At 63.1% G+C, this 26,994-nt stretch carries 12 protein-coding genes, 1 tRNA gene and 1 riboswitch; of the genes, 6 read left to right on the top strand and 7 right to left on the bottom strand.

Annotated elements, in window-relative coordinates; translation table 11 throughout:
* Positions 1-78 precede the first annotated feature (78 nt).
* From YH3_RS06540 to YH3_RS06550, 3 genes are all read left to right on the top strand, one after another.
* On the top strand, positions 79-16,788 hold the full coding sequence (locus tag YH3_RS06540) for a non-ribosomal peptide synthetase (RefSeq protein ID WP_064443142.1): 16,710 nt from the start codon (positions 79-81) through the stop codon (positions 16,786-16,788).
* A 150-nt stretch (positions 16,789-16,938) separates the two neighbouring features.
* Positions 16,939-18,285, top strand: a complete 1,347-nt coding sequence (locus YH3_RS06545) for a lysine N(6)-hydroxylase/L-ornithine N(5)-oxygenase family protein (protein WP_007734359.1) — start codon at positions 16,939-16,941, stop codon at positions 18,283-18,285.
* Positions 18,282-18,530 (top strand): MbtH family protein, encoded by a 249-nt coding sequence (locus tag YH3_RS06550; protein WP_003945538.1) that lies wholly within the window; start codon positions 18,282-18,284, stop codon positions 18,528-18,530. The genes YH3_RS06545 and YH3_RS06550 overlap by 4 nt, the downstream gene beginning before the upstream one ends.
* Before the next feature lie 91 nt (positions 18,531-18,621).
* Here YH3_RS06550 and YH3_RS06555 read toward each other — a convergent pair whose 3' ends face one another.
* Positions 18,622-20,049, bottom strand: coding sequence for a threonine/serine exporter ThrE family protein (locus YH3_RS06555; protein ID WP_007734361.1), 1,428 nt, complete (start codon positions 20,047-20,049; stop codon positions 18,622-18,624).
* A 122-nt stretch (positions 20,050-20,171) separates the two neighbouring features.
* On the opposite strand from YH3_RS06555, the gene YH3_RS06560 reads away from it, so the two are divergent.
* Positions 20,172-20,243, top strand: a tRNA-Thr gene (locus tag YH3_RS06560).
* Positions 20,244-20,313: 70 nt separating this feature from the next.
* Here the strand turns inward: YH3_RS06560 and YH3_RS06565 are convergent.
* From YH3_RS06565 to YH3_RS06585, 6 genes are all read right to left on the bottom strand, one after another.
* Entirely contained in the window at positions 20,314-21,111 is a 798-nt protein-coding gene (locus YH3_RS06565) for a GAF and ANTAR domain-containing protein (RefSeq protein ID WP_003945473.1), read from the bottom strand.
* A 478-nt stretch (positions 21,112-21,589) separates the two neighbouring features.
* Positions 21,590-22,405 (bottom strand): hypothetical protein, encoded by an 816-nt coding sequence (locus YH3_RS06570; protein WP_003945831.1) that lies wholly within the window; start codon positions 22,403-22,405, stop codon positions 21,590-21,592.
* Between the two features lie 47 nt (positions 22,406-22,452).
* Entirely contained in the window at positions 22,453-22,767 is a 315-nt protein-coding gene (locus tag YH3_RS06575; RefSeq protein ID WP_007734365.1) for a multidrug efflux SMR transporter, read from the bottom strand.
* 14 nt (positions 22,768-22,781) lie between these two features.
* Positions 22,782-22,847: riboswitch (guanidine-III (ykkC-III) riboswitch) on the bottom strand.
* A 43-nt stretch (positions 22,848-22,890) separates the two neighbouring features.
* The gene (locus YH3_RS36590; RefSeq protein WP_238592529.1) at positions 22,891-23,664 is read right to left on the bottom strand and encodes a hypothetical protein; all 774 of its coding nucleotides are present in this window, start codon (positions 23,662-23,664) and stop codon (positions 22,891-22,893) included.
* A gap of 179 nt (positions 23,665-23,843) precedes the next feature.
* Positions 23,844-24,161, bottom strand: coding sequence for a hypothetical protein (locus YH3_RS36595; RefSeq protein ID WP_238592530.1), 318 nt, complete (start codon positions 24,159-24,161; stop codon positions 23,844-23,846).
* Positions 24,148-24,648, bottom strand: coding sequence for a hypothetical protein (locus tag YH3_RS06585; protein ID WP_064443143.1), 501 nt, complete (start codon positions 24,646-24,648; stop codon positions 24,148-24,150). Before YH3_RS06585 ends, YH3_RS36595 begins: the two co-directional genes overlap by 14 nt.
* 164 nt (positions 24,649-24,812) lie before the next feature.
* Here YH3_RS06585 and YH3_RS06590 point away from each other — a divergent pair, with 164 nt between their 5' ends.
* Both YH3_RS06590 and YH3_RS06595 read left to right on the top strand, forming a co-directional pair.
* Positions 24,813-25,529 (top strand): response regulator transcription factor, encoded by a 717-nt coding sequence (locus YH3_RS06590; protein ID WP_007734368.1) that lies wholly within the window; start codon positions 24,813-24,815, stop codon positions 25,527-25,529.
* Positions 25,526-26,977 carry a cell wall metabolism sensor histidine kinase WalK gene (locus YH3_RS06595; protein ID WP_003945873.1) on the top strand — a complete coding sequence of 484 codons (1,452 nt, stop codon included), beginning with the start codon at positions 25,526-25,528 and terminating at the stop codon, positions 26,975-26,977. Before YH3_RS06590 ends, YH3_RS06595 begins: the two co-directional genes overlap by 4 nt.
* Positions 26,978-26,994: the final 17 nt, after the last annotated feature.

Here is a 26,994-nt window from a genome sequence, read left to right on the forward strand (position 1 = left end):
GGGAGCGCACCTTCACGTTCCTGGGTAGCCTACCCTAAACTTGCGAGGGTGTTCGTCGTTCGATGAGCATGAACGACGATGATCGGATTCTTGATGTCTGACCACTCTCAGGTAGCTCACCCGGCGGTATCGGGCGGTGCCGATCTGGACGCAGCGCTCCCGGCGACGGCCGCTCAGCGTGAGGTGTGGGTTGCTCAGAACGTCGATCCGAGCAGTCCGGTCTACAACATCGGACTTGTCGTCGAGGTCGACGGCACGATCGACATCGAGCGCGCGGCAGCGGCGATCGAGGCCAGCGTCGGACGCGTCGAAGCGCTGTTCGTGCACTTCGAGGTCGATGCCGACAACCAGCTGATCCAGGTGCCGATTCCGGATGCGCGCTGGGACGTGGAAATTCTCGACCTTCGGGCCGAGGCGGATCCCGATTCGACTGCGCAGTCGTGGATGGACACCGACATGGCTCGGGTCTTCGGTCCGGACGATCTGCTGTTCCGCCAGGTGCTTCTGCTGACCGCTGACGACCGAGTCATCTGGTATCAGCGCTATCACCACAGCGTGGTCGACGGGTACGGCATCTCGCTCATCGTCGCCGACGTCGCCGAGCGATACGACGATCCGAATCTCGGGACTGCCGCGCCGCGGTGGTCACTCGACGCCGTGGTTGCAGCCGATCTGGATTACCGGAACTCTCCGCGATTCCAGACCGACCGTCAGTACTGGGTCGAACGCGTTGAATCGGGACCGGAAGCGACGCGGATTCTGCATGGGCAGGTGGATGATTCGCTGCCGCCGATCTCGGCGATACTCACGCTCGACGCTGATCGCGCGGCACAGCTCTACCGCTATGCGGCCGACGCCGGGATTCGACGAACTCGCCTGCCCATGGCCGCGCTGATCGCGTACATCGCACGAACCACCGGAAAGCACGACGTTGTCGTCTCGGTACCGATGGCCGCTCGGGTGGGGCGCGACATGCGTCGCACTCCTTCGATGGCGTCGACGATTTTGCCGCTGAGTATTCGGGTAGAACGCTCGGAAACCATCGGCCAGTTGGCAACTCGTCTCGACACCGCCCTGGTCTCGATTCTCAAGCACGGGCGCTACCGGGGAGAGGATCTCGCTCGCGACATTCGGGCGATCGATCCCGACCGTCAGGTCTTCGGTCCCGGCATCAACTCGATGATGTTCGAACACACACTCACCTTCGGCGGATGCCCGGTGCGCGTGCGTAATTCGGTAACCGGTCGAGTCAGTGACCTGGATCTGAGTGTGCGCGGTGGTCAGGACGGGGAGCCGATCGAGATCGACGTCCGCGCCCCGGCCGGATTCGACAGGGAGTTGGCCGATCACACCGCGAGAATCGAACAGTTCCTCGATCGATTCGTAGCCGAGCCGCAGCTTCCGATCTCGGCACTCGACCCCATGTCGCTCGCGGAGAGAGAACTCGTGCTCCACGGGTGGAACGACACCGCAGAGCCGCAGCCCGTCACGACGGTGCCGGATTTGTTGCGCAGCAGCTTCTCTGCCGATCGGGGCGCCGTCGCCGTGGTCGACGGCGATATCCGGCTGACCTACGGCGAACTCGAAAGTCGGGTATCGCAGCTCGCCGCGCACTTGATCTCGCGCGGTGTCGCACCCGAAACCGTTGTGGCGATCGGCCTTCCGAGATCCGCCGAGATGGTGGTGGGGTTGTTGGCCGTCATGTGCGCCGGCGGCGCCTTCGTGCCACTGGATCCGTCCTGGCCCGCAGAGCGCCGCGAATCGGTACTCACCGATGCCGGTGCCACATTGGTGCTCACCTCGGACGGTGTAGACGACTCCGTTCCGGTCGATCTCTCCGCGTGGGCGTACGAGGACTGGCCCTCGGACCTGTCCGAGACGATGACCTCCGACATTCGTATTCACGGTGCCCAACTCGCATACGTCATCTTCACGTCCGGTTCGACCGGACGTCCGAAGGGCGCCATGATCCGCCACGAGGCAATCTGCGCAAGGTTGCTGTGGCAGCGGGAGCGGATTCTCGGGTTCGGGTCCGGCGATGCCTCCTTGTTCAAAGCCCCACTCTCGTTCGACATCTCGATCAACGAGATCCTGCTCCCGCTCGTCTCCGGCGGTCGATTGGTGATCGCGAAGCCCGAGGGGGAACGCGACCCGCAATACCTGCTCGACCTGATCGCCGGAGAATCGGTCACTTTCGTCTACCTGGTCTCGTCGATGCTCGACATCCTTCTGGATCTGGCGAACGGGACCGATCAGCTCGATTCGTTGAAGCACGTGTGGTGCGGCGGTGAGGTTCTCACGCCTGAACTCTTCGATCGGTTCCGCGATCAACTGTCCACGACGCTGTATCACGGCTACGGCCCGGCCGAAGCGACCATCGGTGTCTCCCATGTGATCTACCGCGAGGACGCGGAACGAATCGCCACATCCATCGGTCGCCCGAACCCCAACACTCGTCTGTACGTGTTGGACGGCGACCTGCAGCCGGTTCCGATCGGCACCGGCGGCGAACTCTACGCCGCGGGCTTCCTGCTGGGACGCGGATACGTCGGCGCGTCGGCGCTGACCGCATCTCGCTTTGTCGCGGATCCCTTCGTCTCAGGTGATCTGGCCGGATCCCGGATGTATCGCACCGGTGACTTGGCCAGATGGACCGACGACGGCACCCTCGACTTCCTCGGACGCACGGACAATCAGGTGAAGATCCGCGGCATGCGCCTGGAACTCGAGGATGTCGAAGCCGCCGTGATTTCGCACCCCGCAGTGCGTCACGTGGCAGTTCTGGTGCGCCAAGCACCAACAGGTGCAAAGTATCTCGCCGCCTACGTGAGCGCAGCGTCGGGGACGAACCTCGCGATCGACTCACGTGAGCTTCGCGAGTGGGCTGCGAGCAAGCTGCCCGACTACATGGTCCCGACCACCGTCACCGTCCTCGACAAGTTTCCGCTCACGGCAAACGGCAAACTCGACCGTCGCGCGCTACCCGAGCCCGATCTCGCCGAACTGAGTGCACATGTCGCCGCGAGAAACGAAGTCGAACAACAGTTCTGCACGTTGATCGCGTCGGCAGTCGGCCTCGATTCGGTCGGCGTTACCGACGACTTCTTTGCACTGGGCGGCGACAGCATCGTCGCGATCTCACTCGTGACCGCGGCTCGTGCTGCCGGTTTGTCGATCAGTCCTCGCGAGGTGTTCCAACTGCGCACCGCCGAGGCTATGGCGCGTGCCCAGTCCTCCCGAGTGGCTGAGATCGTCGACCACGCGGACCAACCGATCGGCCACGTAGCCACGACGCCGATTGCCGCCAGGGTTCTCGGAGTGTCGGACGCAGTACGAACCTTCCACCAGCGAGCGCTGATTCAGACGCCGTCAGCCTTGACGTCCGAGCATGTCCAGGCGGCGCTCGACGCCCTGGTGGCGTGCCACGATGCACTTCGTGCGACGTTGACGCCCGAAGGAAGACTGCTCGTCCCGGAGACAAACGAAGTGGCTGTGGTCTTCGAGACCCGTGCACTACCGGCACCGCTCGAAGAATGCGGACCGCTGATCGTCGCCGAGACCGAGCGAGCTGTCGGCCGTCTGAATCCGGCCGACGGCACGATGGTCAGCGCTGTTCTGTTCCGCCCTGTGACCGGTCCCGGACGGCTGTTGCTTGTCATCCACCACGCGGTGGTCGACGGCGTCTCGTGGCGCATCATCCTCGAGGACCTCGCGCGCGCCGGCATCGCAGCGATGAATGGCGACGAACCCGCACTCGCTCCGGTCGGCACGTCGGTGCGAAGGTACGCCGAACTCGTCTCGGATGCGGTCGGAGCCGGGCGACTGGACTCGGAAATCGAGTTCTGGGACTCGGTGACGTCCGCACAACGGGCATCTCTCGGCCGTCGGGCACTCGACCCGGCAGTTGACCTCGCGCGCACCGCTGCAGCGCGGTCGATCACCCTACCTCCAGAACTTGCAGATCAGCTGTTGGGCAGTGTCCCACGGGCGTTCGGAGCCGATGTGAGCGAAGTGCTGGTCACCGCACTTGCCGTGGCGCTGACCCGTTGGAGCGGTGCCGGATCGGTGACGATCGACCTGGAGGGGCACGGACGCGACGAGGACATCGTTCGCGGTGACGGCGCTGCGCACGTCGACCTGACTCGTACCGTCGGATGGTTCACCACAGTGTTCCCGGTGGCGCTCGAGATCGGTACAGCCGCTCCGGATCTCGAAGCGAGCGGCGAGTTGGCGGGGGTTCTCAAGAGCGTCAAGGAGCAACTTCGACGCGTCCCCAACGCCGGCTTCGGGTACGGAGCATTGCGATACCTGGGCAGCTCGGATCAGTTGGGTAGCGTCGCAGCGCCGGAGGTGGTGCTCAACTACCTGGGACGTACTGCTGCAGCGGAGGGGGACTGGTTCCCGGTGTCGATGGACGGTGCTGCCGATCCGTCCATGCCGCTGGGACACGCGTTGTCTGTCGACGTCGTAGCCGAGGACGCCGCCGGTGGACCACGACTGCGAGCCACCCTGACCTGGGCGTCGAACATCTTCCTGCGTAGCGACATCGACAGGTTTGCGCGGTTGTGGCTGGACTCGCTCGAGGCCGTGTCCGGGCTCGCAGCCTTCGGCGGAGCCACACCCTCGGACTACCCTCTGGTGGCGCTCGCTCAGGCAGACGTGGACGGGTTACCGAAGGCTGAAGAGATTCTCCCACTCACTCCGCTGCAGGAAGGGATCTACTTCCATTCGGCGTTTGCCGATCCGGGGGCCGATCAGTATGTCGTGCAACAGGTTGTGGAACTGACCGGAGCCGTGGACAGTGCGGCGTTGCGCCGCGCGCTGCGATCCGTCGTCGATCGGCATGAGGCGCTGCGCACCGGATTCTCGGTCCTGGGTGACGGCCGGGTCGTGCAGGTGGTGCACCCGAGCGCTGTCGTGGAGATGGCGGTAGTCGAGGTGGCCGGCGCCGATGTCGATGAACTGCTTTCCGCCGACCGCGCGCGCGGGTTCGACCTGGCGCAACCGCCGCTCGTCCGTTACACGCTTGTCCGTGCCTCTTCGGAGAAGTACCTTCTGCTGCAGTCGATTCACCATGCGGTCGCAGACGGATGGTCGGTTCCGGTGATGCTGCGGGAGCTGATGGCGTCGTACAGCGTTGGCGACTCCGGCGTGGTGCTCCCGACTCCGGCGCCGTACCGCAGCTATCTCGAATGGTTGGCCGGCCACGATCACGAGGCCTCGGCAGCGGTGTGGAGAGAAGCGCTGAACTCTCCCGGGCCCGCGGTCGAACTTCCCGCGCCGAGCGCGGGCAGCAGCGGCGTCTGTGCCACCCGAGTCGAGCTGTCCGACAGTGATACTCGCGCACTGGCGATCAACGGACGCTCCCATGGCCTGACGCTGAGCACGCTCGTGCACGGCGCCTGGGGGCTGGTGCTCGGCCGAATGACCGGCCGAACAGACGTGCTGTTCGGATCGACCGTATCGGGACGCGGTGGAGACCTGCCCGGGATCGAGTCCATGGTGGGCTTGTTCATCAACACCGTGCCGGCTCGGTTGCGGTTCGATCCGGCAGAGACAGCCGCGCAAGCGCTTTCCCGTTGGCAGAGGGAACAATCGGAACTACTCGACCATCAGTACCTGGGGTTACCCGAACTGCGACGGACCGGCGGACTGGAGCAGGACTTCGAATCACTCGTCGTGTTCGAGAACTATCCACTCGGTGACACGGCAATCGCTGATCCGACGAACTCGGTGCGACTGACGGGAATTCGATTCGACGAGCGACCGGCCTACCCGTTGACCCTGATCGTCGTCCCCGGCGATCGATTGGCGTTGGAGCTCAAGTACGACGCTGCTCAGGTGGACGGCGACGCCGCTGCGTCGCTGGCCGAAACTCTCGCAGTCGTACTCACCGAGCTCTCGCGCGATCTCGATCAGGTCATCGGCCGGATCGCGCTGGCACCCGCACAGCCGGGGAGCGTCGGCACGGCCTTGGATCGGCCGCGCGCAACGCTGACCGAGCTGCTGAAGGATCAAGCCGGGCGTACGCCCGAAGCCACCGCAGTGATCTTCCGTGAAGAGTCGTTGACCTACGCCGAACTTCACTCTCGCGCTGATCGTTTTGCGCATCTGCTGCGCGAACGTGGCGTCGGACGCGAATCGTTGGTAGCGGTGGCCTTGCCTCGCTCTCTTGATCTGATGGTCGCGATACTCGGCATCGGGAAGGCCGGGGGAGCATACGTTCCCCTCGACACCGGCTACCCGGCGGAGCGGCTGACGTACATGCTGGGTGACGCCGATCCTGTGTGCGTCGTGGTGTCGGAAGACTCTTCACTCGATTCGGGTTCGGTTCCGCGGGTGACGGTATCGGAGTCGGCGCAGTTCCCCGCCGATCCGCTGAGTGTCCCAGGATCGCCCGCGGATGCCGCGTACATGATCTACACTTCGGGTTCGACTGGTCGCCCCAAAGGCGTTGTGGTCAACCACGAGGGTGTGGTCAACCGATTGCTCTGGGCACAGCAGATACGTCCGATGGACGTCTCCGACCGGATGCTGCAGAAGACCCCGTCGAGCTTCGACGTCTCCGTTCCCGAATTCTTCTGGCCGTTCCTGGTGGGGGCAACTCTCGTGATGGCCGAGCCGGACGGGCACAAGGACCCTGGCTATCTGGCCGACGTCATCGTCGAACATTCCGTGACCCGAGTGCATTTTGTTCCGTCGATGCTCGACGTGTTTCTCGCGGAGCCGAAAGCAGCACTGTGCTCTTCGCTCGAGATCGTCAACTGCAGCGGTGAGGCACTGCCCGTTCACGTTGCACGCAAGGTCTCCGAGATCCTGCCGAATACTCTGGTGGACAACCTCTACGGCCCCACCGAGGCCGCCGTCGACGTCAGTTGGCAGCCGTCGGTGCAGGAAACTCCGGCAGACGCCGTCAGCGTCCCGATCGGCGCACCTGCCGCCAACACCGGCCTGTTGGTTCTCGATCCCTACCTGCAGAACGTCCCGGCCGGTGCCACCGGTGAGCTCTATCTGGCAGGGCCACAACTGGCGCGTGGTTACCACGGACGTGGGGGATTGACCTCCGAACGATTCGTGGCGAATCCGTACAGCGACGGCGGCTCGCGGATGTACCGGACCGGTGACATCGTGCGGTGGAATGCCGACGGCGTTCTCGAGTACCTCGGCCGTGCCGACGAGCAGGTGAAGGTTCGTGGATTCCGAATCGAACTCGGCGAAATCGACGCGCAATTGGCGCTGTGCCCCGGAGTCACGGCAAGTGCCGTGATCGTCCGAACCGACGGTCCGAGCAACCGCGCACAGGTGGTCGCCTACCTGGTCGGAGATGCTGATGATGTTGCGGTTCGAGCTCAGTTGTTGTCAGTGCTACCGGAGTTCATGGTGCCAAGTGCCTTCGTGCGGCTCGAGTCGCTGCCGCTGAGCCCGAGTGGCAAGCTCGACCGAAAAGCACTACCTGCACCGGATTTTGCGGCACAGGTGGGCGACTTGACGGGAGTGGTTTCCTCGGGCGTTGCAGACCTCCTCGCCGGGCATTTCGCGACGGTTCTCGGACTGCCCCGTGTCGGGGTGCGCGACGATTTCTTCACTCTCGGCGGCGACAGTATCCTGGCGATCCGACTGGTCAACCTGGCTCGTCGTGATTCGGTAGTGCTGACCCCGCGTCAGATCTTCGAATTGCGCACTCCCGCTGCGATCGCTGCAGCGGTGGGTGATGTCGCCACCTCGGATGCCACCGTCACGGCCGACATCGGCGTGGGTAAGCTGGTTCCGCTGCCGGTGGTTCACCGCTTGTCCGAATGGACGGGTGGTACCGACCGCTTCAACCAGGCAGTTCTGATCCACTCTCCGGCAACATCTCTCGGTTCGATCACCGGCGCTTTGCAGGCCGTGCTCGATCACCACGACGGACTTCGCCAAACCTTGATCCGACATGACCGCGGGATGTGGTCGGCGCGGATCGAGGAACCCGGTAGTGTCCGGGCAGCGAACCTGGTCGAACGCGTTGATGCTCGGGGACTGGATGACTCCGAGTTGCGAAGACTCGTCACTGAGCACTCTGAAACTGCGACCAGTCGATTGGATCCGTCTGCAGGGCGGATGGTCTCGGTGGTCTGGTTCGATTGCGGCGCTGAGAGTCTGGGCCGACTCGCGATAGTCGCGCACCACCTGGTCGTGGACGGGGTTTCCTGGGGAACCCTGCTCGAGGATCTCGCGATGGCCTGGGTGGCAGTCGAAGCCGGAGAGCCCGCCGCACTGGATGCCGTCGGAACTTCGCTGCGTACCTTCTCCCGTACGGTGGCCGAACACGCATACAGTGCTCATCGATTCGCCGAACTCGATCACTGGCTGACCGTGACCGCTCCGGGCGCGCAGTTGATCCCCGACGCCGCGGGCGATGCCGTCGTATCCGGAGGCTCGAGGCGCACGGTCACGGTGGACGGAGCAATCTCCGAGGCAGCACTTGGATCGGTTGCGGCAATGGTGGGTGCCGAGGGAACGGATGTTCTGTTGGCAGCGCTGACGATGTCCGTCGATCGCTGGCGCCGCTCCACCGGCCGCAGTGAGCACGAATTGCTGGTCGATCTGGAAAGGCACGGCCGGGAGGAGTTGGTGGCGGGCATCGATCTGTCGCGAACAGTAGGCTGGTTCACCACGATTGCCCCGATGCGGCTGCACGGCGGAATCGACCCGGTGGACACGCTACGCGAGGTGAAGGAGAGCCTGCGGGCGGCTCCGGACGGCGGTATCGGCTACGGGATGCTGCGATACGTGAATGCCCGCACGGCATCGATATTGGCGGGGCGCTCCGAATCTCAGATCCTGTTCAACTATCTCGGACGTACGACGACAGCAGGATCGACAGCATGGTCCTTGGCAGCGGAATCCGAAGCCTTGTCCACCGATCCCGACGCAGACATGGGAGGCCCGTACCGACTGATCGTGAATGTCGTCAGCGTGGATTCGGGGCTCCGCGCCGAGTTTGCCTGGGCAAGTGAAGATTTGTCCGAGGAGGACGCGCAGTCACTCTCCGACGGCTGGGTTTCGGCCCTCGGCGATCTGGCGGCTGCGGCCGCGCGTCACGCCGGGCCTCCCATTCTGACCCCGTCCGATGTGACGTTGCTCGACCTGAGTCAGACCGAGATCGACGCGATAGCCGATGCGAGTCCGGCAGGTGTCAGCAGCATCCTCCCACTCTCACCGTTGCCGGAAGGCCTGTACTTCCAAGCCGGCTACGCGGGCAGCAGCGACAGCAGCAGTGGTGGGGACATCTACACGGCACAGTTCTCGATGGACTTCGGGCACACCCTCGATGTCGACAGGTTGGCTGCGGCCGCCCGGACACTTCAACGACGAAATCCCACGTTGCGAGCGGGTTTCGTGAGCGAAGGGCTGAACGAGCCGGTGCAGTTCTTCAGCGCTGGACTCGATGTTCCGGTCGTCGTCCACGATCTCCGTGAACTCGACGACTCGGTTGCTCGTGAGCGTGCCGAGGCCGTCGCCGCCCAAGACCGAGTGACGCCATTCGACCTGACCGCGCCGCCGCTGTGGCGTATGAGTGTGCTGCATCTGCCTGGCGGCCAGGATCGTCTGGTGATCAACAGGCAGTTCCTGCTGTGGGACGGCTGGTCCAACGGCCTTGTCGTCAGTCAGCTTCTGGCGCTTTACGATACCGGCGGCGACGACAGCGCATTCGGCGAACCCGAGGGGTCGTTCGAGACATACCTCGCCTGGTTGGCCGATCGCGACGGTGCAGCCGCCGACGAGGGGTGGCGCGGAGCGCTCGCAGGACTCGAGGAGCCGACGCTTGTTGCCGAGCCGATGCCCGGCGTCGAAGTTCAGCTTCCGGATCGCCGCGATGCGGTTCTGTCGGAAACGCTTTCGCGTGCGTTGCGTGAGCGCGCTGCCGCGTCCGGCGTCACGTTCAACACGGTACTGAATGCAGCGCTGGCCCTCGTGCTGGCGTCGGCCACCGGTCGACAGGACGTCGTCTTCGGCTCCACGGTTGCCGGACGGCCACCGGAGGTACCGGGAATCGACACCGTGGTGGGCATGTTCCTCAACACCGTTCCCGTTCGGCTGCAACTGGATCCGAACGAGAGCGTCGAGGAACTTCTTCGTCGGACACAGGCGGATCGACTTTCGCTGATGCCTTTCGACTACCTCGGTTTGGCATCGATCCAGCGTGTTTCCGAGCATCGTCAACTCTTCGACGTGCTGATGGTCCTGCAGAACTTCGTGGACGAGAAGCAAGTCCACGCGCTCAACGCCGCTCACGACGTGAGTGGAAGCGACAGTATCGATCACACGCACTATCCGCTGACCGTCGTGGTCACACCGGGTGCCACCGTCAACGTCAAGTTCGAGTTCCATCCGCGTCTGGTGACCGCGCGCCGGGCCGAGGACCTACTGGGTCACTTCGTCGACCTGCTGCAGAGTTGGTCGCAGGACATGACGGGATCGGTTGTTGCGTCTCCGGTTCCCGCAGTAGCGCAGCAGACGCAGATCCGGGAGTTGCCAGAGCGCACCATTGCCGACCTGTTCGAAGAAGTCGCGTCGGCGCAACCGAACGACACGGCACTCGTGTTCGGGAAGCGCCGGATGACCTACGCCGATCTCGACGGCGAGATCAACCGGATGGCGCGGTTGCTGATCAATTGGGGCGCCGGCCCGGAAAAGATTGTCGCTCTTGGCCTACCACGTTCGGTGGACATGGTCGTCGCGCTCTTCGCGGTATTGCGCACGGGTGCTGCCTACCTACCCCTCGAACTCGACCATCCGGCCGAACGGTTGGCCGTGATGATCGACGACGCGGATCCTGTCGTGTTGCTGACAACCGTTTCGGCCTCACCGAGGTTCGAAGGTGCCGACGTCCGCACTATCGTGATCGACGAACCCGATACAGCAGCAAGGAGACTGACGATCTCGGCGCGGGCACTCTCCGCGTCGGAACTCGGAGCATTCGCTCCGGGGGCACCGCATCGACTCGACCACCCCGCGTACGTCATCTACACCTCCGGTTCGACCGGCAAGCCCAAGGGCGTGGTCACCGGTTACCGCGGCTTGACGAACATGCAGTTCAACCACCGCGAGGCGATTTTCGAACCCGTGATCGCCGCGGCGGGCCGGCGCCTGCGGATCGCGCACACCGTGTCCTTTGCCTTCGACATGTCGTGGGAGGAACTTCTGTGGCTCGTGGAAGGCCACGAGGTGCACATTTGCGACGAGGATCTGCGTCGTGATGCCGAGGCACTCGTTGGATACTGCGACGCACTGGACATCGACGTCGTCAACGTGACACCGACCTACGCGACGCACCTGATCGACAGCGGGCTTCTCGACGACGGTGTGGGACACCACCGCCCGCCGTTGGTCCTGCTCGGCGGTGAAGCCGTTCCGGATTCGGTGTGGAACAGGCTGCGCGACACCGAGGGAACCGTGGGGTACAACCTCTACGGTCCGACGGAATACACGATCAACACGCTCGGTGGCGGAACGTTCGACAGTGACACCCCGACCGTCGGCAAACCGATCTGGAACACCGCCGCGCATATTCTCGACGGCTGGCTGCGTCCGGTCCCCGATGGAGTTGCCGGCGAACTGTACATTGCCGGAGCCGGTTTGGCTCGCGGCTACCTCGGACGCTTCGCGCTCACGTCCGAGCGCTTCGTCGCAGATCCGGCTGGGACCGGAGGACGTATGTACCGCACCGGGGATCTCGTGCGGCGACGCGGTGACGGCAACCTGGACTTCCTCGGCCGCACCGACGATCAGGTGAAGATCAGAGGTCACCGCATCGAGCCGAGCGAAATCGTCTCCGTTCTCGAATCCGACGAACATGTGCGGCAAGCGGCAGTGGTGGTCGACGTCGGGGCAGGTGGAGTCAAGAGGCTCGTCGGCTACGTGACACCCGTGCGACTCGGCGCCGGGCACGACTACCGCGCGCAGGCGCGAGTTCTCCTACCCGACTACATGGTTCCGGCCGTGGTGATCGAGGTGGAGACACTACCGATGACCGTCAACGGCAAGCTCGACGTCAAGGCACTGCCCACCGCCGATTCGGTGCTGGGGGAGCGGAGTGGGGAGTCGATCGCACCGCGTAACCACACGGAAGAGGTCCTCTGCGACCTCTTCTCCGACGTACTCGATGTGGACGATATCGGGGTCGACGACAACTTCTTCGACCTCGGTGGGCACTCGCTTCTGGCCACCAAGCTGATCAGTCGAGCTCGGATCGCCATTCCGAACAGTCTGACCATGCGTGATCTCTTCGAAGCGCCGACGGTGGCGGAACTTGCGGAACGTATTGTGGCCGAGCAGGGATCGACGCGACCGGTGCTGGTAGCGAAGCCGCGGCCGGACCACCTTCCTCTTTCTGCCGCTCAACAGCGATTGTGGCTGATCGGACAGATGGAGGAGAACTCCGCGGCCTACAATTTCCCGATCGTGCTCCGTTTGGACGGCGCACTGGACGCGGACGTCTTCGCCGCGGCGCTCGGCGACGTCGTGGAACGACACGAATCCCTGCGTACGGTGTTCCGGTTGGTGGACGGATCGCCGGAGCAGATAATTCTCGAATCGGCGACGATTCCGGTCGAGACAGTTCATCGAGACGAATCCGGTGTCGCCGGTGAAATTGCCGTGGCAGTGGGTCGTCCGTTCGACCTGTCTGACGAGATTCCGATCCGCGCACGTCTGATCCGGGTGGACGGCGACGAGGTGGACGGTGCCGTAGTGGTCGTGATCGTCCTGCATCACATCACTACGGACGAATGGTCCGATCGGCCATTCCTGCGCGATCTGATGTCGGCATACTCCTCTCGGATCCAGGGCGAAGATCCAATTTTCGAACCGCTTCCGGTTCAGTACGCGGATTACACTCTGTGGCAACGGGAATTGTTGGGCAGCCCTGACGATCCGTCGAGCATCCTGAGCACGCAGTTGGACTTCTGGGCGAAGAGTTTGGACGGAGCCCCCGAAGAACTGCTGCTTCCCGCCGACCGGAGTCGACCGGCCAGACCGAGTTTCTCCGGTGGTGCAGTGGTGACACGGTTGGGCGTGGAGACAACTGCTGCACTGCGAGATCTGGCGCGCGAGAGCCGGAGTTCGATGTTCATGGTTCTGCACGCGGCGTCGGCGGCGTTGCTGACTGCGCTCGGAGCGGGTGAGGACCTTCCCCTCGGCGCTCCCGTCGCCGGACGTAGTGAGCAGGGACTCGACGAACTGGTCGGCTTCTTCGTCAATACGATTGTGCTGCGCACGGATACGTCAGGTAATCCGACGTTCCGGGAGTTGGTGGATCGCGTTCGCGAGGGAGATCTCGAGGCCTTCGCCAACGCTGACGTTCCCTTCGAAACGGTGGTGGAGCGCCTCAATCCGTCGCGTACTTTGGCACGTAATCCGCTGTTCCAGGTCATGGTCGGCTATCACAGCCGGGAGGAGACGGGCGGCGATTCGTTCGAACTCGAGGAGTACACAGCCAAGTTCGATCTGGTGTTCAACTTCACCGAGTACCTCGGCGACGAAGGCTGCATCGACGTCCGGCTCGAGTACGGCAGCGACCTCTTCGATCGCGAAACGGCACAGCGAATTTCGAACCGATTGGAATCGGTGATCGCGGCCGTCGTGGAATCGGCCGACATCGAGATCGGCGACATCGACATCTTCTTGCCAGGCGAACTCGAGCAAGTTGTCACCTCGTTCAACGACACCGCCGTCGACGTGCCGGAAGAGACGTTCTACGACGCTTTCGCGCGTGGAGTCGTTGCTACGCCCGAGGCGATTGCGGTGCGCGACGAGGCGGGGCAGGCCACGTACCGCGAACTCTCCGAGCAGTGTGATCGGATCGCCGGCGTGCTGTATCGCCGCGGAGTGTCGGTCGAAGACGTGGTGGGGCTTGCCGTCCCGCGCTCGGTGGAAATGGTCGCGTCGGTCCTCGCCGTGCTCAAGCTGGGGGCCGCGTATCTACCCCTGGATTTGAGTCACCCGAGCGAGCGCATCACATACATGCTCACCGATTCCCGCGCCTCGGTACTTCTGTCCACTGCGGAGGAAAGCTCGCGGATCGAGGATGTGGTCGGCGTCGAGCGAATTCTCCTGGACGATCCGCTGATCCGTGCGGAACTGGACGAGGCAGTGATCGTCGAAACTCCCCGGCCACCAGTTGGCGTCAGCCACGCTGCCTATGTCATCTACACCTCGGGATCGACCGGAAAGCCGAAGGGAGCCGTCCTCTCCCATGACGGTATTCCGAGTCTTGTTGCCACAGCTGAGGTTCGGATGCGACTGGTACCGGGTTCGGTGGTGATGCAGTTCGCTTCGGTCGGCTTCGACGTCGCGGTATTCGAGCTGGCGATGGCACTGTGCACGAGCAGCACCCTGGTGATCGTGCCGCAGAATGCACGAGTTGCCGGTCCGGCGCTGACCGATTTCATGACGAGCAATCGTGTCACCCACGCGATCATCCCTCCCTCGTTGCTGGCCGCTCTGCCGGCAGGATGTGAAGTGCCGCAGGGCTGCACCGTGTTGGTCGGAACCGAGACGGTGCCACCGGAGCTGATCGGGCGATGGGCGGAGCGGCTGAATTTGCTTGCCGCGTACGGACTCACCGAAGCCACGGTGAACAACACACTGTGGCAGGCAGAACCCGGTTGGAACGGTCCCGTGCCCATCGGAATCCCTGACCCCAACGAACAGGCGTACGTGCTCGACGATCAACTGCGTCCGGTTCCGCCGGGAGTATCCGGCGAGCTGTACATCGCGGGACGCGGCCTGGCGAGAGGCTATCTGGGCCGATTCGATCTGACGGCACAGAGATTCATCGCCGATCCCTTCACCGCGGGCGATCGCATGTATCGCACCGGGGACCGCGCGCGGTGGCGCACTGACGGGAACATCGACTTCCTCGGCCGCGTCGACGATCAGGTCAAGATCCGCGGTTTCCGAATCGAGTTGGGCGAAATCATCGGAGCTCTCAGTGCCCATCCTTCGGTGAAGCAGGCAACGGTCGTCGCGGATCGGCAGGGCGAAATCACGCGCCTGGTCGGTTACGTGTCACCGGAACCCGGTGTCGTCGTCGACACGACGGCAGTGCGGAACCTCGCGGCACTGTCGTTGCCCGACTACATGGTTCCGACCATGGTTGTCGCCCTTGACGGTCCGCTGCCGTTGACGCCCAACGGAAAGCTCGACCGCAAGTCGTTGCCCACTCCGGACTGGTCGGAGCTGGCGGGTGATGTTGCTCCTCGCACGGCAGTGGAGTCCACGGTTGCGGCTGCGTTCGCGGAAATCCTGCAGCTACCGAGCGTCGGAGTCCACGACAGTTTCTTCGAACTCGGCGGCCATTCGATGGCTTCGATGAAACTGGTCGGTCGCATTCGGGAAGCGTTCGGCGTGGACGTCAGTATTCGAGACGTATTCGACGCGCCGAGTGTTGCGGAGTTGGCGGCCGTCGTCGCGCGTTCGGAAGGTGGGCGTCCGATCCTGGCGCCGGCGGTGAAACGTCCCGAGACGATGGGTCTGTCTGCGCCGCAACGTCGTCAATGGGAGTTGTTCCGCGTGTCCGGCGCGCAACCGCAAGCAAGCCACGCTCTGGCGCTGACCCTGAAATCGAAGATCGATCCGGAGATTCTCGGGCACGCCTTGGACGATGTGACTTCGCGGCACGAACCCCTGCGGACCACCTTCGTCGAGGTCGACGGCATCGTCGTGGCAAGAGAATCGGTGCGTCCGACTGTCGATGTGGTCGATGTCGGCGCCGGCGATGTGGGTCGAGTGGTGTTCGAACTGGCTCAACTTCCGATGGATCTGCGTGAGCAATCACCGTTGCGGGTTCATCTGGTGCTTGGTGAAGACGGCTCTAGGACACTGCTTCTCGTCATGCACTACATCGCCGTCGACGAGTGGTCAGTAGTGCCGCTGTTGGGAGATCTGGTCTCTGCTTATGCAGCCCGGTCGCAGGGAGATCAACCGGTTTGGGACGAGCTTGCATTGACGTACGCCGATTACACCGTGTGGTCGGACGAGCTGTTGGGAGACCCCCGAGACGTCGACAGCCGAGCGTCGAAGCAACTTGCATATTGGCGGGATGCGCTCGACGGAATACCGACCAGTGTGAATCTTCCGTTGCCGGAAGGTGACTCGGAGCCTCGAGGTGACGTGATCGCCGTCGACATCGACGCGGGTCTGCACGCCGGAATCGACGCCCTGGCTGCGCGCACCGGCACGAGTATGTTCATGGTCCTGCAGGCCGCACTGGCCAGCGTTCTCACGAAGGCCGGCGCGGGTACTGATCTTCCCATCGGTTCATTGGTTGCGGGCAGGTCGGATCCTCGTCTCGAACCGATGATCGGGTCCTTCTTCAATGTTGTTCTCCTGCGCACGGATACGTCCGGTAGTCCGACGTTTGCAGAATTGCTGGGCCGAGTGAGGGAAAGAAATCTGGAGGCGCTGAACAATCAGGATGTCTCATATGTGTATGTCGAGCAGGCGCTGGGTAATCCGGCGTCCATGAGACCTCAGGTGATGGTGATCCATCACCAGCAGGCGGATTTGGACGGGCTCGGCGACTTCGGTTCTCTCGTACCGATTCCGGTGGGAGTGCCCCATGCGGATGTGACGTTGAGTTTTTACGAGCCGGTGGGCGATGGGCCTGTCTTTGCAACTCTCGGGTTCCGTGCCGACCGCGTCGATGCGGGTGCAGTCCGCGTATGGGCAGGTCAGTTGGTCGACGTGATCGAGGCTGCAGTCGCCGCCGAAGGGGATGACGCGAGCGAGGGGGCGAAACTATGACATACGTCGCATCGCTCCGTGGGGTCGACCGCTATACGGGGGCTCACAGTGTTGATACCCTCACCTCATTAAGGGTAGCCTTTGCTACTTACTTCGGGACATCGATTGGCGGCCGTACCAGGTCGTTCCGTCGGGGATGGACTACCTGTAATGAGTGAATCACCAAGAGACTCCAGCGCCGAACCTGCCATTGTCGACATCGTCGGCGTCGGGTTCGGTCCGGCCAACCTCGCGTTGGCCATTGCTGTCGAAGAACACAATGCAAATTGTGCGGCCGTTGATCGGGTGAACGCGCGGTTCTTCGAAAAGCAGTCTCAGTTCGCGTGGCATCCCGGGATGCTGCTCGACGGTGCCACCATGCAGATCGCGTTTCCGAAGGACCTGGTGACGTTCCGGAATCCACAGAGCGGATACAGCTTCTTCTCGTATCTGTTCGAGCAGGGTCGACTGGTCGACTTCGTCAACCACCAGACCTTCTTCCCCACGCGCCACGAATTCAACGACTACCTGTGCTGGGCAGCTCGACGAGTCGACGCGGACGTGCAGTTCGGTACAACCGTCGACGGGGTCGAGGGCATCAAGAACTCCGACGGCGTTGTCGATCGCTTTGCGGTTCGCACCGCCGACGGTGAAACGGTGATCGCGCGCAACATCGTTGTCGGAGCCGGCCTGAAAGAGCGGATCCCGGAGTGGGCGACGCCTTCGTCGCGGTGCTTCCACAATCACCAGTTCCTCTTCCATCTCGAAGCAATGCCGGAGCCCGTACACAACCGGTTCGTCGTTCTCGGTGCCGGCCAGAGTGCCGCGGAGATCGTGGACTACCTGCACGCGAACTACCCGAACGCCGAAGTTCACAGCGTTTTTGCCCGCTACGGCTACAGCCCGGCAGACGACAGCCCGTACGCGAACCGCATCTTCGATCCCGAAGCCGTCGATCAGCTGCACGGTGCAGACGCCGCGGAACGACGCCGACTTCTCGATTTGCACCGCAGTACCAATTACTCGGTCGTCGACATCGAACTGATCAACAAGCTGTATGCCACCGAGTATCAGGAGATGGTTCGTGGGCCGCGGCGACTGTTCATGCGTCGGGCCTCGGAGATCACGAGTGCCGTGGAGACCGAATCCGGCATCGAACTGGCTGTCCGTAGCAATCTCGACGGCTTGACCGACACGCTGGCGTGCGACGCACTCATTCTGGCCACGGGTTTCACCCCGGCACCTCTGGACGATTTGTTGGGTGAACTCGTGCCGGATTCGTCCGTTCCGCGTAACGTCAGTCGGGATTATCGACTGGCTGTAACGGAGGACGTGACAGGCGGTATCTATCTGCAGGGTGGGACAGAACAGACTCACGGATTGACGTCGTCGCTGCTGTCGAACGTGGCAGTGCGGGCGGGGGAGATTCTGGCGTCGGTGCTGAGCCACCAGAACCGAACTGGTGCGCTTGCTAGTCTGGGCGCACAAGACACGTACGTAACGAGTGAGGCGAGATGAGCACTAACCCTTTCGATGACGAAGACGGCCGCTTCTACGTGCTGGTGAACGACGAGGACCAGCACTCGCTGTGGCCCACGTTTTCCGAGGTCCCCGCCGGCTGGCGAGTGGTGTTCGGTGAAGACAGCCGCAAGGCGTGCCTCGAATACGTCGAGGCCAACTGGACCGACATGCGTCCGAAGAGCCTGCGTGAGGCCATGGAAGCCGATCAGGCTGCCGGTGGAAAGCACGCAGTCGAGAGCTGATTCTCTCACCGCTCGGAACCCCAGAGACCCCGAGTGAACAGAAAAGAGCTGGGCACCGTCAGGTGCCCAGCTCTTTCTGCTTGAACGACGCCTACTTCTCGGTGACGGGAACTCGACGCCTGCGCTTGCGGACCATCGGGCGACGTAGCGAGTCCACGCGCATCAGAATCCGTGGACGACGCAGCGTGCGCGCTCCCCATTCGCCGAGCGTGACGCCCGCGGCCAGGGCACAGCCGATACCGAACGCCGACAGCAAGGCAGTCAACCCGATCAGTACCTGGTCGTTGAGCAGCGCGTACAGGCCTCGGTACAGCGACAGACCGGGGAGCAGCGGAGTGATGCCTGCGACCGCGACAACCAGCGGAGGCGTCAGTGCGCGGCGAGCCATCAGACCACCGGCAAGACCGACCACGGTTGCGGCGATTGCGGCGGCGATCACGGGACCGACGTCGAGTGTCTGCACGAAGATCGACACACCACTGCCTGCCGCACCGCCCAGGAACGCCGCGGTGAGTGCACGCCTCTCGGCGTAGCAGGCGAGCGCGTAGAACACCGACGCACACGCACCGGAGAGCATGAGGATCGGCAACTGCGTGATGGTGGAGACTTCCACATTGATCGGTGGAAGCGTCGAACCCAACATCCCGGTCATTCTCAACGAGATTGCGACGCCCGCGATGATGCCGCCCGTCATCATCACCACTTCGAAGAATCGCGCGACAGCTGTAATGGGTGCACCCATGATCGCGTCCTGGACCGAGCCCACCAACGACAGCCCGGACAGTAGAACGACCACTCCGGCCGCGATGACCAACGACGGCCGGATACTGATCCCCAGCTGGTCCTGAAATGTATAGAGCGTGGCGGCGGGCGCAGCCGCGATGAGACCACCGACAACCTGCTGGAAGAAGAACGGCAACCCGAACCGGTTCAGTACGCGGTTGACTCGATCGATGACCATCGTCGTCAGAAACGCGACTGTGGCAACGAGGAACCCACCCCCGAGCAGGACGGAGACCGAAGCCGCCATCGCAGCCCAGGCCATGGTCGCGGTCCATCGGTTGTACGGGTGCGGCGCCGTCGTGATGGCTGTGAGCGCGTCGTGCGCTTGGTCCGGTGTGATCGCCTCACGGCGGATACGACGTGTCAGACGGTCGACGGCCGCCAGCCGCGTGAAGTCCATCGAGCGGTAGTGGACGATGCGCATCGTGCTCGCCGGCGGTCGCGTCGGGCCGCGATAGGCAGAGAGCACAATCGAGTTGTAAGTGACGTCGACGTCACACTGGGCAAGGCCGTACGTGGCGGCGATGAACTGCACCTGCTCAGCGGTGTCCATGGCCGCGGTTCCGGATGCGAGGAGGACTTCGCCCACCCGAACCGCGAGGTCCAGGACCTCTGCGACGACGGCGTCGTCTGTCAGGTCGATCGGTTGAAGCGGTGCGGGAGCCGACGTGACCGTGTCGACGGTGGCTTGCCGGTTTCCCGTCAGGCGTGTGAGTACTTCGGTGAATTTCGCCATCAGGGGGCGGAGTGGGAGTTGCGCATGGGGCCCACGCTATCTAACGTGACCCGCGCGCGGCCACCGTGACGGCTTGGATATGATGGCTCCGCAAAGTCAGTCGCGGCAACGCGTCGGTCTTCGCCTCCTTAGCTCAGTGGTAGAGCACTCGCCTTGTAAGCGAAAGGTCGTCGGTTCAATCCCGACAGGAGGCTCCGAAAGAGGAGGCACTCACCAATGTGGTGGGTGCCTCTGTATTTGCTGAGGTGCCGATAGGCGCCCGGTTCAGTTGGTCTCGGGCTTGTTCGTAGCCTGGCGCGGGTCGATCGCGCCGTCGATGTACTGCTGGGCGATCACTCGCAGTTTGACGTTGCTGCGCTGCGAGTCCTGGATGAGAATGCGGAAGGCTCGGTCGGCGTCGACGTGGTGGGTGCCCATGATGATGCCCTTGGCCTGTTCGATGACGCCTCGCGATTCGAGTGCTCGCTCGAGGTCCATTGCGTGCTTTCTGGCGATGTCGAGGCGCTGCGAGCTGTGCAGCGCGTAGGCCGAGGTCACGGCGAACAGTTGGAGCAAGGCCACGTCGGCGCCGGTGAAACCTCGGAGGTCGTGGCTGTAGAGATTGAGGGTTCCGAGCGGGCGTTCCCGGCCAGGCAGTGGCATGGACAAGAAGCTGACGGCGCCGACTGCCTTTGCCGCGCTTGCGAATTGAGGCCACCGGCTGTGGGCTTCGCTGGCATGTGCGCGGACAACGGTTCCCGTGCGTGACGACGTCACACTCGGTCCGTAGTCCAGTCGGAATTGGATCGAGTCGACGGTGCGAACAAGTTGGTGGGTGGCGGCGACGGTTCGGAATGTCGTGTCCGAACCGCCGATGGTAATTCCGGCCATGTCGGCGTCGGCGATGAGATCGACGGCATGCCTGCAGACTTGTTCGAGAAATTGCTCGGCCTGGGCATGTGGATCGAGGTGCGCGTACAGCGATTGCAGGGCGTCCGAGGCGGCGTCCAGGCTGTCCTGCGACGCGGAATTTCGGCCCCCGGTGGGGCCGCGGTGTCCTCTGGCGATGCGCGGCGCCGTCATTGTCTCAACCACCCTTCCCCATCACGTCGCAGGCATGTCCGATTCGTCTCATTGTTGCACCGGACTAACTGTTGTGCACTCTGTTTCGGTGGACAAGTGTCTGATGGGGCGGACGGTTATGTGAAGTGGTCTGCGTATGCCCAATCGTGATGTTTGATTCGGCCGTTAGCGGGTAGCGCGCCGATCTTGGAATTATGTTGTCCTGCAACAGTTAACGTGGAAACTGCGACCGGGGTACAAGTTTTCTCCGCAATGGCGCGCAGGTCACGAACTTGGCCTATTGTCAGCGCCAGCGCACAATCTTGTACGCGTAACCCGTAGACAGTGAAGGGGATACGACGATGAACGGACTGATCGCGGCTCTGAACAGTGGAATGACCGTTGGCTTGGCCAACACGATCCTGACTTTCGGCGGAATCATCATCAACCTCAACATCGTGATCAACAACTGACCGCGTAATCGGCGAGTAACCGTTTGTTATGCCGATTCGATCGGAAGGTCCGGCCCTGGGCGGTCGCTCTTGCTCTTGAGCCACCGATTGGGAAGTTTGCCGGCAAGTTCTCCGAGTGGACCGACTGCAGCGCTGAGGATTCCGACGGTTTCCTGAAGGACCTCGATACTCGCGCTCATCCGCTCGAGGTTGGGGGCGAGGGAAGTCAAGGTGTCGGACAGTGCAACGATCTGGTCAAGCGGGCCGCCTTCGGCGATGAGCCGTTCGAAGGCGCCGTTCTCTGCCAGGAGTGTTTCGAGGATGCCGTTTTCGGCCAGTGCGCGATCGATGACACCGTCCTTGGCAGTCAGGCGTTCGACGGCACCGTCTTGCGCTGTCAGGCGTTCAAGCGGACCGTCCTCCGCCATCATTCGGTCGAGGAGACCGTCCGGCGCGAGCAAGCGTTCCAATGCGCCGTTCTCGGCGAGCACCCTATCCAGCGGTCCGCCGGGGGCAAGAAGTCTTTCGAGTGGTCCGCCGGGAGCGAGTAGTCGTTCGAGAGTGCCGTCGGGTGCAGTCAGTTTGTCGACCGGGCCGCCGGGAGAGAGAAGTCGATCGAGTGGCCCACCGGGGGCCAAGGCCTGCCCGATGGGCCGATCGTCAGCGGTGAGTGATGACAACTGCTGGATCATCTGCATGGGTCCGCGGGGGCTTGCCAAGCCGGCAGCACCCGCCGTCACGGCGCCGGTATTACCGACGGCGATACGAACTGTCGTGACCGTCAGCTCGGCGATTCCCAAACTGATCTCTGCGGCTGCAATGCCCGCGCGTAGGGGAAGCGTGAGCATCTCCAGCAGTTTCATGCGTTAACTGTAACCGGTAACACACAAACACTCACCAGGATCGCCGGTCAGTGGAGGACCTTCAGACCGACGACACAGCCGACGATGCCCAGGATCAGCAGTATCTTGACGATCGAGGTGGACTCCGCGCCGGTGATCATCGCATATCCCACGGTCAGGGCGGCGCCGATGCCGACCCAGATCGCGTAGGAAGTCCCGATGGGAAGGGTACGCATTGCATACGCGAGGCCGGCCATACTGACGATCAGGCCGAGGACGAAGACGATGGTGGGCGACATCTTGCTGAATCCGTCGGACTTACCGAGTGCGGTAGCCCAGACAGCTTCGAAAAGTCCGGAAATGACGAGCACGATCCATGCCATGGTGAACAACTCCCAAGGCACCGTCTTTTCGCTGGCCGGGTACGGTGCGCTCGTCCGGATGTCGTCGTTGACCACCCAACCATAGCAACAGAATTCTGCGTTCCGACCCGATCAGCTGGCGATTTAGGTCACCACCGCCGTTCGAACTCGCTTCAGATGGATGCTCGTCACGGCCACCACGATCGTCGCCGTCGCAGCGAGAACAGTCAGAGGAATCGGCGTGTTCACGGCGGCCGGTCCGTGTTCGACGAGCGGACCGGTAGACCACCCGAATTCCCGCGAGCCCGGGTCCAAGAAGGTCGGTGAAACCGAGAACAACGTGAAAGCGACGGGCAGCATCGCCCCGCTCGAGACTGCTTCGACGGCAACAGGCATGCATGACGTGACGGCCAGTCCCAGCGCAAGCGGGAGGACGAGGACGTAGGCAACCGTGGTCGGGGCGGCATCCAGCAATCTCGAGAGTGCAGTCACGGCAAGGAGTCCCAGCCCGAGTTGCGGCATCGGTCTTCTCCAGCCGACGACGACGCCCAACGCCAGGGCAGCAGCTCCCGCGGGCATCGCCCAGGTCCAGTCGGATGGAAAGGAAATCGAGCTGACCGAAATCGCACTGACTGCCAGTCCGACGAGTACGAAACGACCGTCGTGTGGCGGCAGCCGCCAAGCCAGTGCGACGGTAACGGCAACCGCCGATACCACCGCGATCACCCATGACCCAGGTGATGTCGTCGAGCCCAACCACACATAGAGGGCCGTGAATACCAGGGGCAGAACAACTCCCAGCTTCACCAGGCGTGCGTCGATGTCGCCCGGCTCCTGATTCGGTCGTGCGAGTGCGGCGACTCCACCCACGAGAAGAGTTGCGGCGAGCAGAATCCAGACGGGAACCGTGGACGGCACGGGGTAGGAATCGCCCGGAAGTGTGAGCGACCACCTGGGGACGCGATCGCGCCACAAGTCCGCTGCGCCGAAGTACAGGGTCGTCGTGGTTACGCCGAGTCCGAGAGCGGTTTGTGCTCCGCGGTGCCCCTTCGTCGGAAATGCCGCTGCCGCGAGGAAAGCGCCTGCTCCGACTGCGTTCAGGTCACCGAAATCTGGGCGGAGACGGGGACGAATGCAGGTAGCGCGATGGCGAGGGCGCCGACTACAGCGAAGACACTCGCGAGACCGCCACGTCCCCAGCGATGCAGTAGCGCTACGCCGACGGCCGCAACCACCGCGGCAGTTGCTCCCGCCCACTGCGGCGTGATCACCACCGAGATAACGCCGGCGTCGGAGAAGGAGAAGTCGTCAACTCGGGACTCGGCCACTGCGTACGCGGCTACCACACCGCCGACCAGCGCGGACGCCACAGGACCGTAGAGCTGAGCGATTTGAACTGGGCTACGTTGCTGCATAATTCGTCGAATTCTTGCACAACTCGCCTATACGACTTATCGTCACATCGCCGTGCGGATCAATCCACACCGGTTCCCCGTCCCGAAGTCGAGGAACCAGCAGATGGCGTCCTCGACTCGGCCACTGAACGAAGTCGTAGCCGGCCAAATTTGTCTGAACTGCGTCGGCGACCCACACCGCAGCGTCCGCGAATGCAGTCTCCATCGACAGTGCGTTGAAGTAGCTGAATCCGCTGATGTCACGTGTGCCTTGCCAGCCGATCGTGACGTTGTAGTCGCTGTTGATCGAAAATTCCCAGATCAAACGGTCGACAACAACTTCAGGTCCGAATCGCAGGCAACGCAGATCTTGGGCAACACCTGCGAGGGCCTGTGCCCAAGACTCCGGTGGCGCGAAGCCGGGATCCTCGCCGGTATCGGAGTTGTTGGTGAACAGAGGAATACGCCAGGTCAAGCACCCCATGTTCCACAGTGGGGGTAGTGACATGCCGCATCCTTCCGATTCGTGGGCCTGCACCCCAGCTTTTCAGCTGCACCCGGCTTTTCACCTGCACCCGGCTTTTCACCTGTACCTAGTCCATCACATGCACTCGGCCGTTCACAGGAAGCTCCCAGGGAACATACAGCGGGAATCCAGTGGCAGGGGAGAGGATGGTTCTCGTGACCGACAAGACCCCCGAAGCCCGCATCCTCGTTGTCGACGACGAACCCACCATCGTGGAGTTGCTCTCCGTGAGCCTCCGATTCCAGGGTTTCGAGGTGGCAACTGCTTCGAGCGGCGCCCAAGGCCTGGACGTCGCACGGACATTCCGTCCCGACGCGATCGTTCTCGACGTCATGATGCCCGGGATGGACGGCTTCGGTCTGCTTCGACGCCTGCGCGCCGACGGTGTGGACGCGCCCGTCCTGTTTCTGACGGCGAAGGATTCGCTCGACGACAAGATCAGCGGCCTGACCCTCGGCGCGGACGACTACGTGACCAAGCCGTTCAGCCTCGAAGAAGTCGTGACGCGGTTGCGGGTCATCCTGCGCCGCGCCGGTCGCGGTGTCGCGCCGGAGCAGTCGCCGCGGGTGAAGTTCGCCGACATCGAACTCGACGACGACACCCGCGAGGTCTGGAAGAAGGGCGAGTTGGTTGCACTCTCGCCCACCGAGTTCACACTGCTCCGATACTTCATGGTCAACGCCGGGACGGTTCTCAGCAAACCGCGGATTCTCGACCACGTCTGGAATTACGACTTCGGTGGGGAGGTCGGAGTTGTCGAGTCCTACGTTTCCTACCTGCGGCGCAAGGTGGACACGGGGGAGACACCGCTGATTCACACATTGCGTGGGGTCGGCTACGTGATGCGTGAACCGCGGCAATGATCGCCGCCGCGGAAAACGATCAGCTTCCGAAGCGGGGTCGTTTCCGTCTCCATTCACTGCCGCTGCGCTTCACCCTGGTTGCGGCCTTGCTGGTGTTGGCCGCGCTGGGTCTGTTGGCGTCGGGTGTAGCGGTCACTTCTGCTCTCGAGAATTCACTGACCCAGCGAACCGACAAAACGCTGTACGAAGCGGTCGACGGTTGGGCAAAGCCGCACAGCAGAGACCTGCAGCCGCCCAGTGACGTCGGCCCGGGCACCCGCCCACCCAGCCCCTTCTTCGTTCGGACCGTGACCCCGGACGGACGGGTGATCATCCTGAACGACAAGTCGACGACGACCGAACCCGACCTGTCGAAAGATTCCACCAACGGCCCGATCACCGTCGGATCGAGCGACGGTTCGGACGTGAACTGGCGGGTTCTCACGACGGTCCGCGACGGCACGACCACGACTATCGGTGTGCGACTGACAGATAACGAGCAGACCGTCGACGACTTGGTCGGCCTGCAACTCGGCATCGGCCTCGTTGTCCTGCTGATCCTCGGCGGCGCAGCGTATTTCGTGGTTCGTCGGAGCCTCCGTCCGCTTGTCGAGGTGGAGGAGACCGCCGCTGCCATTGCCGCCGGCGACCTTCATCGACGTGTTCCGGAGCGCGATGACCGCACCGAGGTCGGTCGACTGTCCGTGGCGCTCAACGGAATGCTCGCGCAGATTCAACACGCATTTGCCGCGACCGAGGCTTCGGAGGAATCGGCCCGGCGTTCCGAGGAGAAGATGCGTAGGTTTGTCGGCGACGCGAGCCATGAGTTGCGCACACCCTTGACGACTATTCGTGGGTTCGCCGAGTTGTATCGCCAAGGCGCCATGACTGATACGGAAACGCTGATGAACCGGATCGAGGGCGAGGCGTCGAGGATGGGACTTCTGGTCGAAGATCTGCTCATGCTGGCAAGACTCGACGAACAGCGTCCACTCGAGAACAAGCCTGTGGATCTGCTTGCAGTTGCGGCGGATTCGGTACAGGCGGCACGAGCGATCGCACCGGATCGAACTGTCGAACTTCAGATGACCGGCGGCCCAGGCCTGCCCGAAGTGCATGGTGACGAGGCCAGGCTGCGTCAGGTAGTCGCCAATCTGGTGGGCAACGCGATCAAACACACGCCGCCGGATGCGCAGGTCACCGTTCGTGTCGGTACGACCGAGAACTCCGCGGTGGTCGAGGTTTCGGATACCGGTCAGGGTTTGAGTGACGAGGATGCCGCGCGGATCTTCGAGCGTTTCTACCGCGCCGACACCTCTCGCACCCGTGAGACCGGGGGCGCCGGTCTCGGCCTGTCCATCGTTTCGGCTTTGGTTGCAGCGCACGACGGAACCGTCAGCGTCGAGACCTCCCTCGGGCAGGGGACGACGTTCCGCGTCGAATTGCCGCGTGACCCGAAGGACGACTGACGCCGGATTACCGCAAC

Origin of the sequence: Rhodococcus sp. YH3-3 (assembly GCF_001653035.1) — a bacterium.
Lineage (GTDB): Bacteria > Actinomycetota > Actinomycetes > Mycobacteriales > Mycobacteriaceae > Rhodococcus_F > Rhodococcus_F qingshengii.

What these genes read in the sequence shown, in the direction of transcription:
- YH3_RS06595 (WP_003945873.1), top strand. Translation starts at nt 25,526, where the DNA reads ATGATCGCCGCCGCGGAAAACGATCAGCTTCCGAAGCGGGGTCGTTTC.
- YH3_RS06565 (WP_003945473.1), bottom strand. Translation starts at nt 21,111, where the DNA reads ATGACGGCGCCGCGCATCGCCAGAGGACACCGCGGCCCCACCGGGGGC.
- YH3_RS06590 (WP_007734368.1), top strand. Translation starts at nt 24,813, where the DNA reads ATGGTTCTCGTGACCGACAAGACCCCCGAAGCCCGCATCCTCGTTGTC.
- YH3_RS06540 (WP_064443142.1), top strand. Translation starts at nt 79, where the DNA reads ATGATCGGATTCTTGATGTCTGACCACTCTCAGGTAGCTCACCCGGCG.
- YH3_RS06585 (WP_064443143.1), bottom strand. Translation starts at nt 24,648, where the DNA reads ATGTCACTACCCCCACTGTGGAACATGGGGTGCTTGACCTGGCGTATT.
- YH3_RS06550 (WP_003945538.1), top strand. Translation starts at nt 18,282, where the DNA reads ATGAGCACTAACCCTTTCGATGACGAAGACGGCCGCTTCTACGTGCTG.
- YH3_RS06545 (WP_007734359.1), top strand. Translation starts at nt 16,939, where the DNA reads ATGAGTGAATCACCAAGAGACTCCAGCGCCGAACCTGCCATTGTCGAC.
- YH3_RS36595 (WP_238592530.1), bottom strand. Translation starts at nt 24,161, where the DNA reads ATGCAGCAACGTAGCCCAGTTCAAATCGCTCAGCTCTACGGTCCTGTG.
- YH3_RS06575 (WP_007734365.1), bottom strand. Translation starts at nt 22,767, where the DNA reads ATGGCATGGATCGTGCTCGTCATTTCCGGACTTTTCGAAGCTGTCTGG.
- YH3_RS06555 (WP_007734361.1), bottom strand. Translation starts at nt 20,049, where the DNA reads ATGGCGAAATTCACCGAAGTACTCACACGCCTGACGGGAAACCGGCAA.
- YH3_RS06570 (WP_003945831.1), bottom strand. Translation starts at nt 22,405, where the DNA reads ATGAAACTGCTGGAGATGCTCACGCTTCCCCTACGCGCGGGCATTGCA.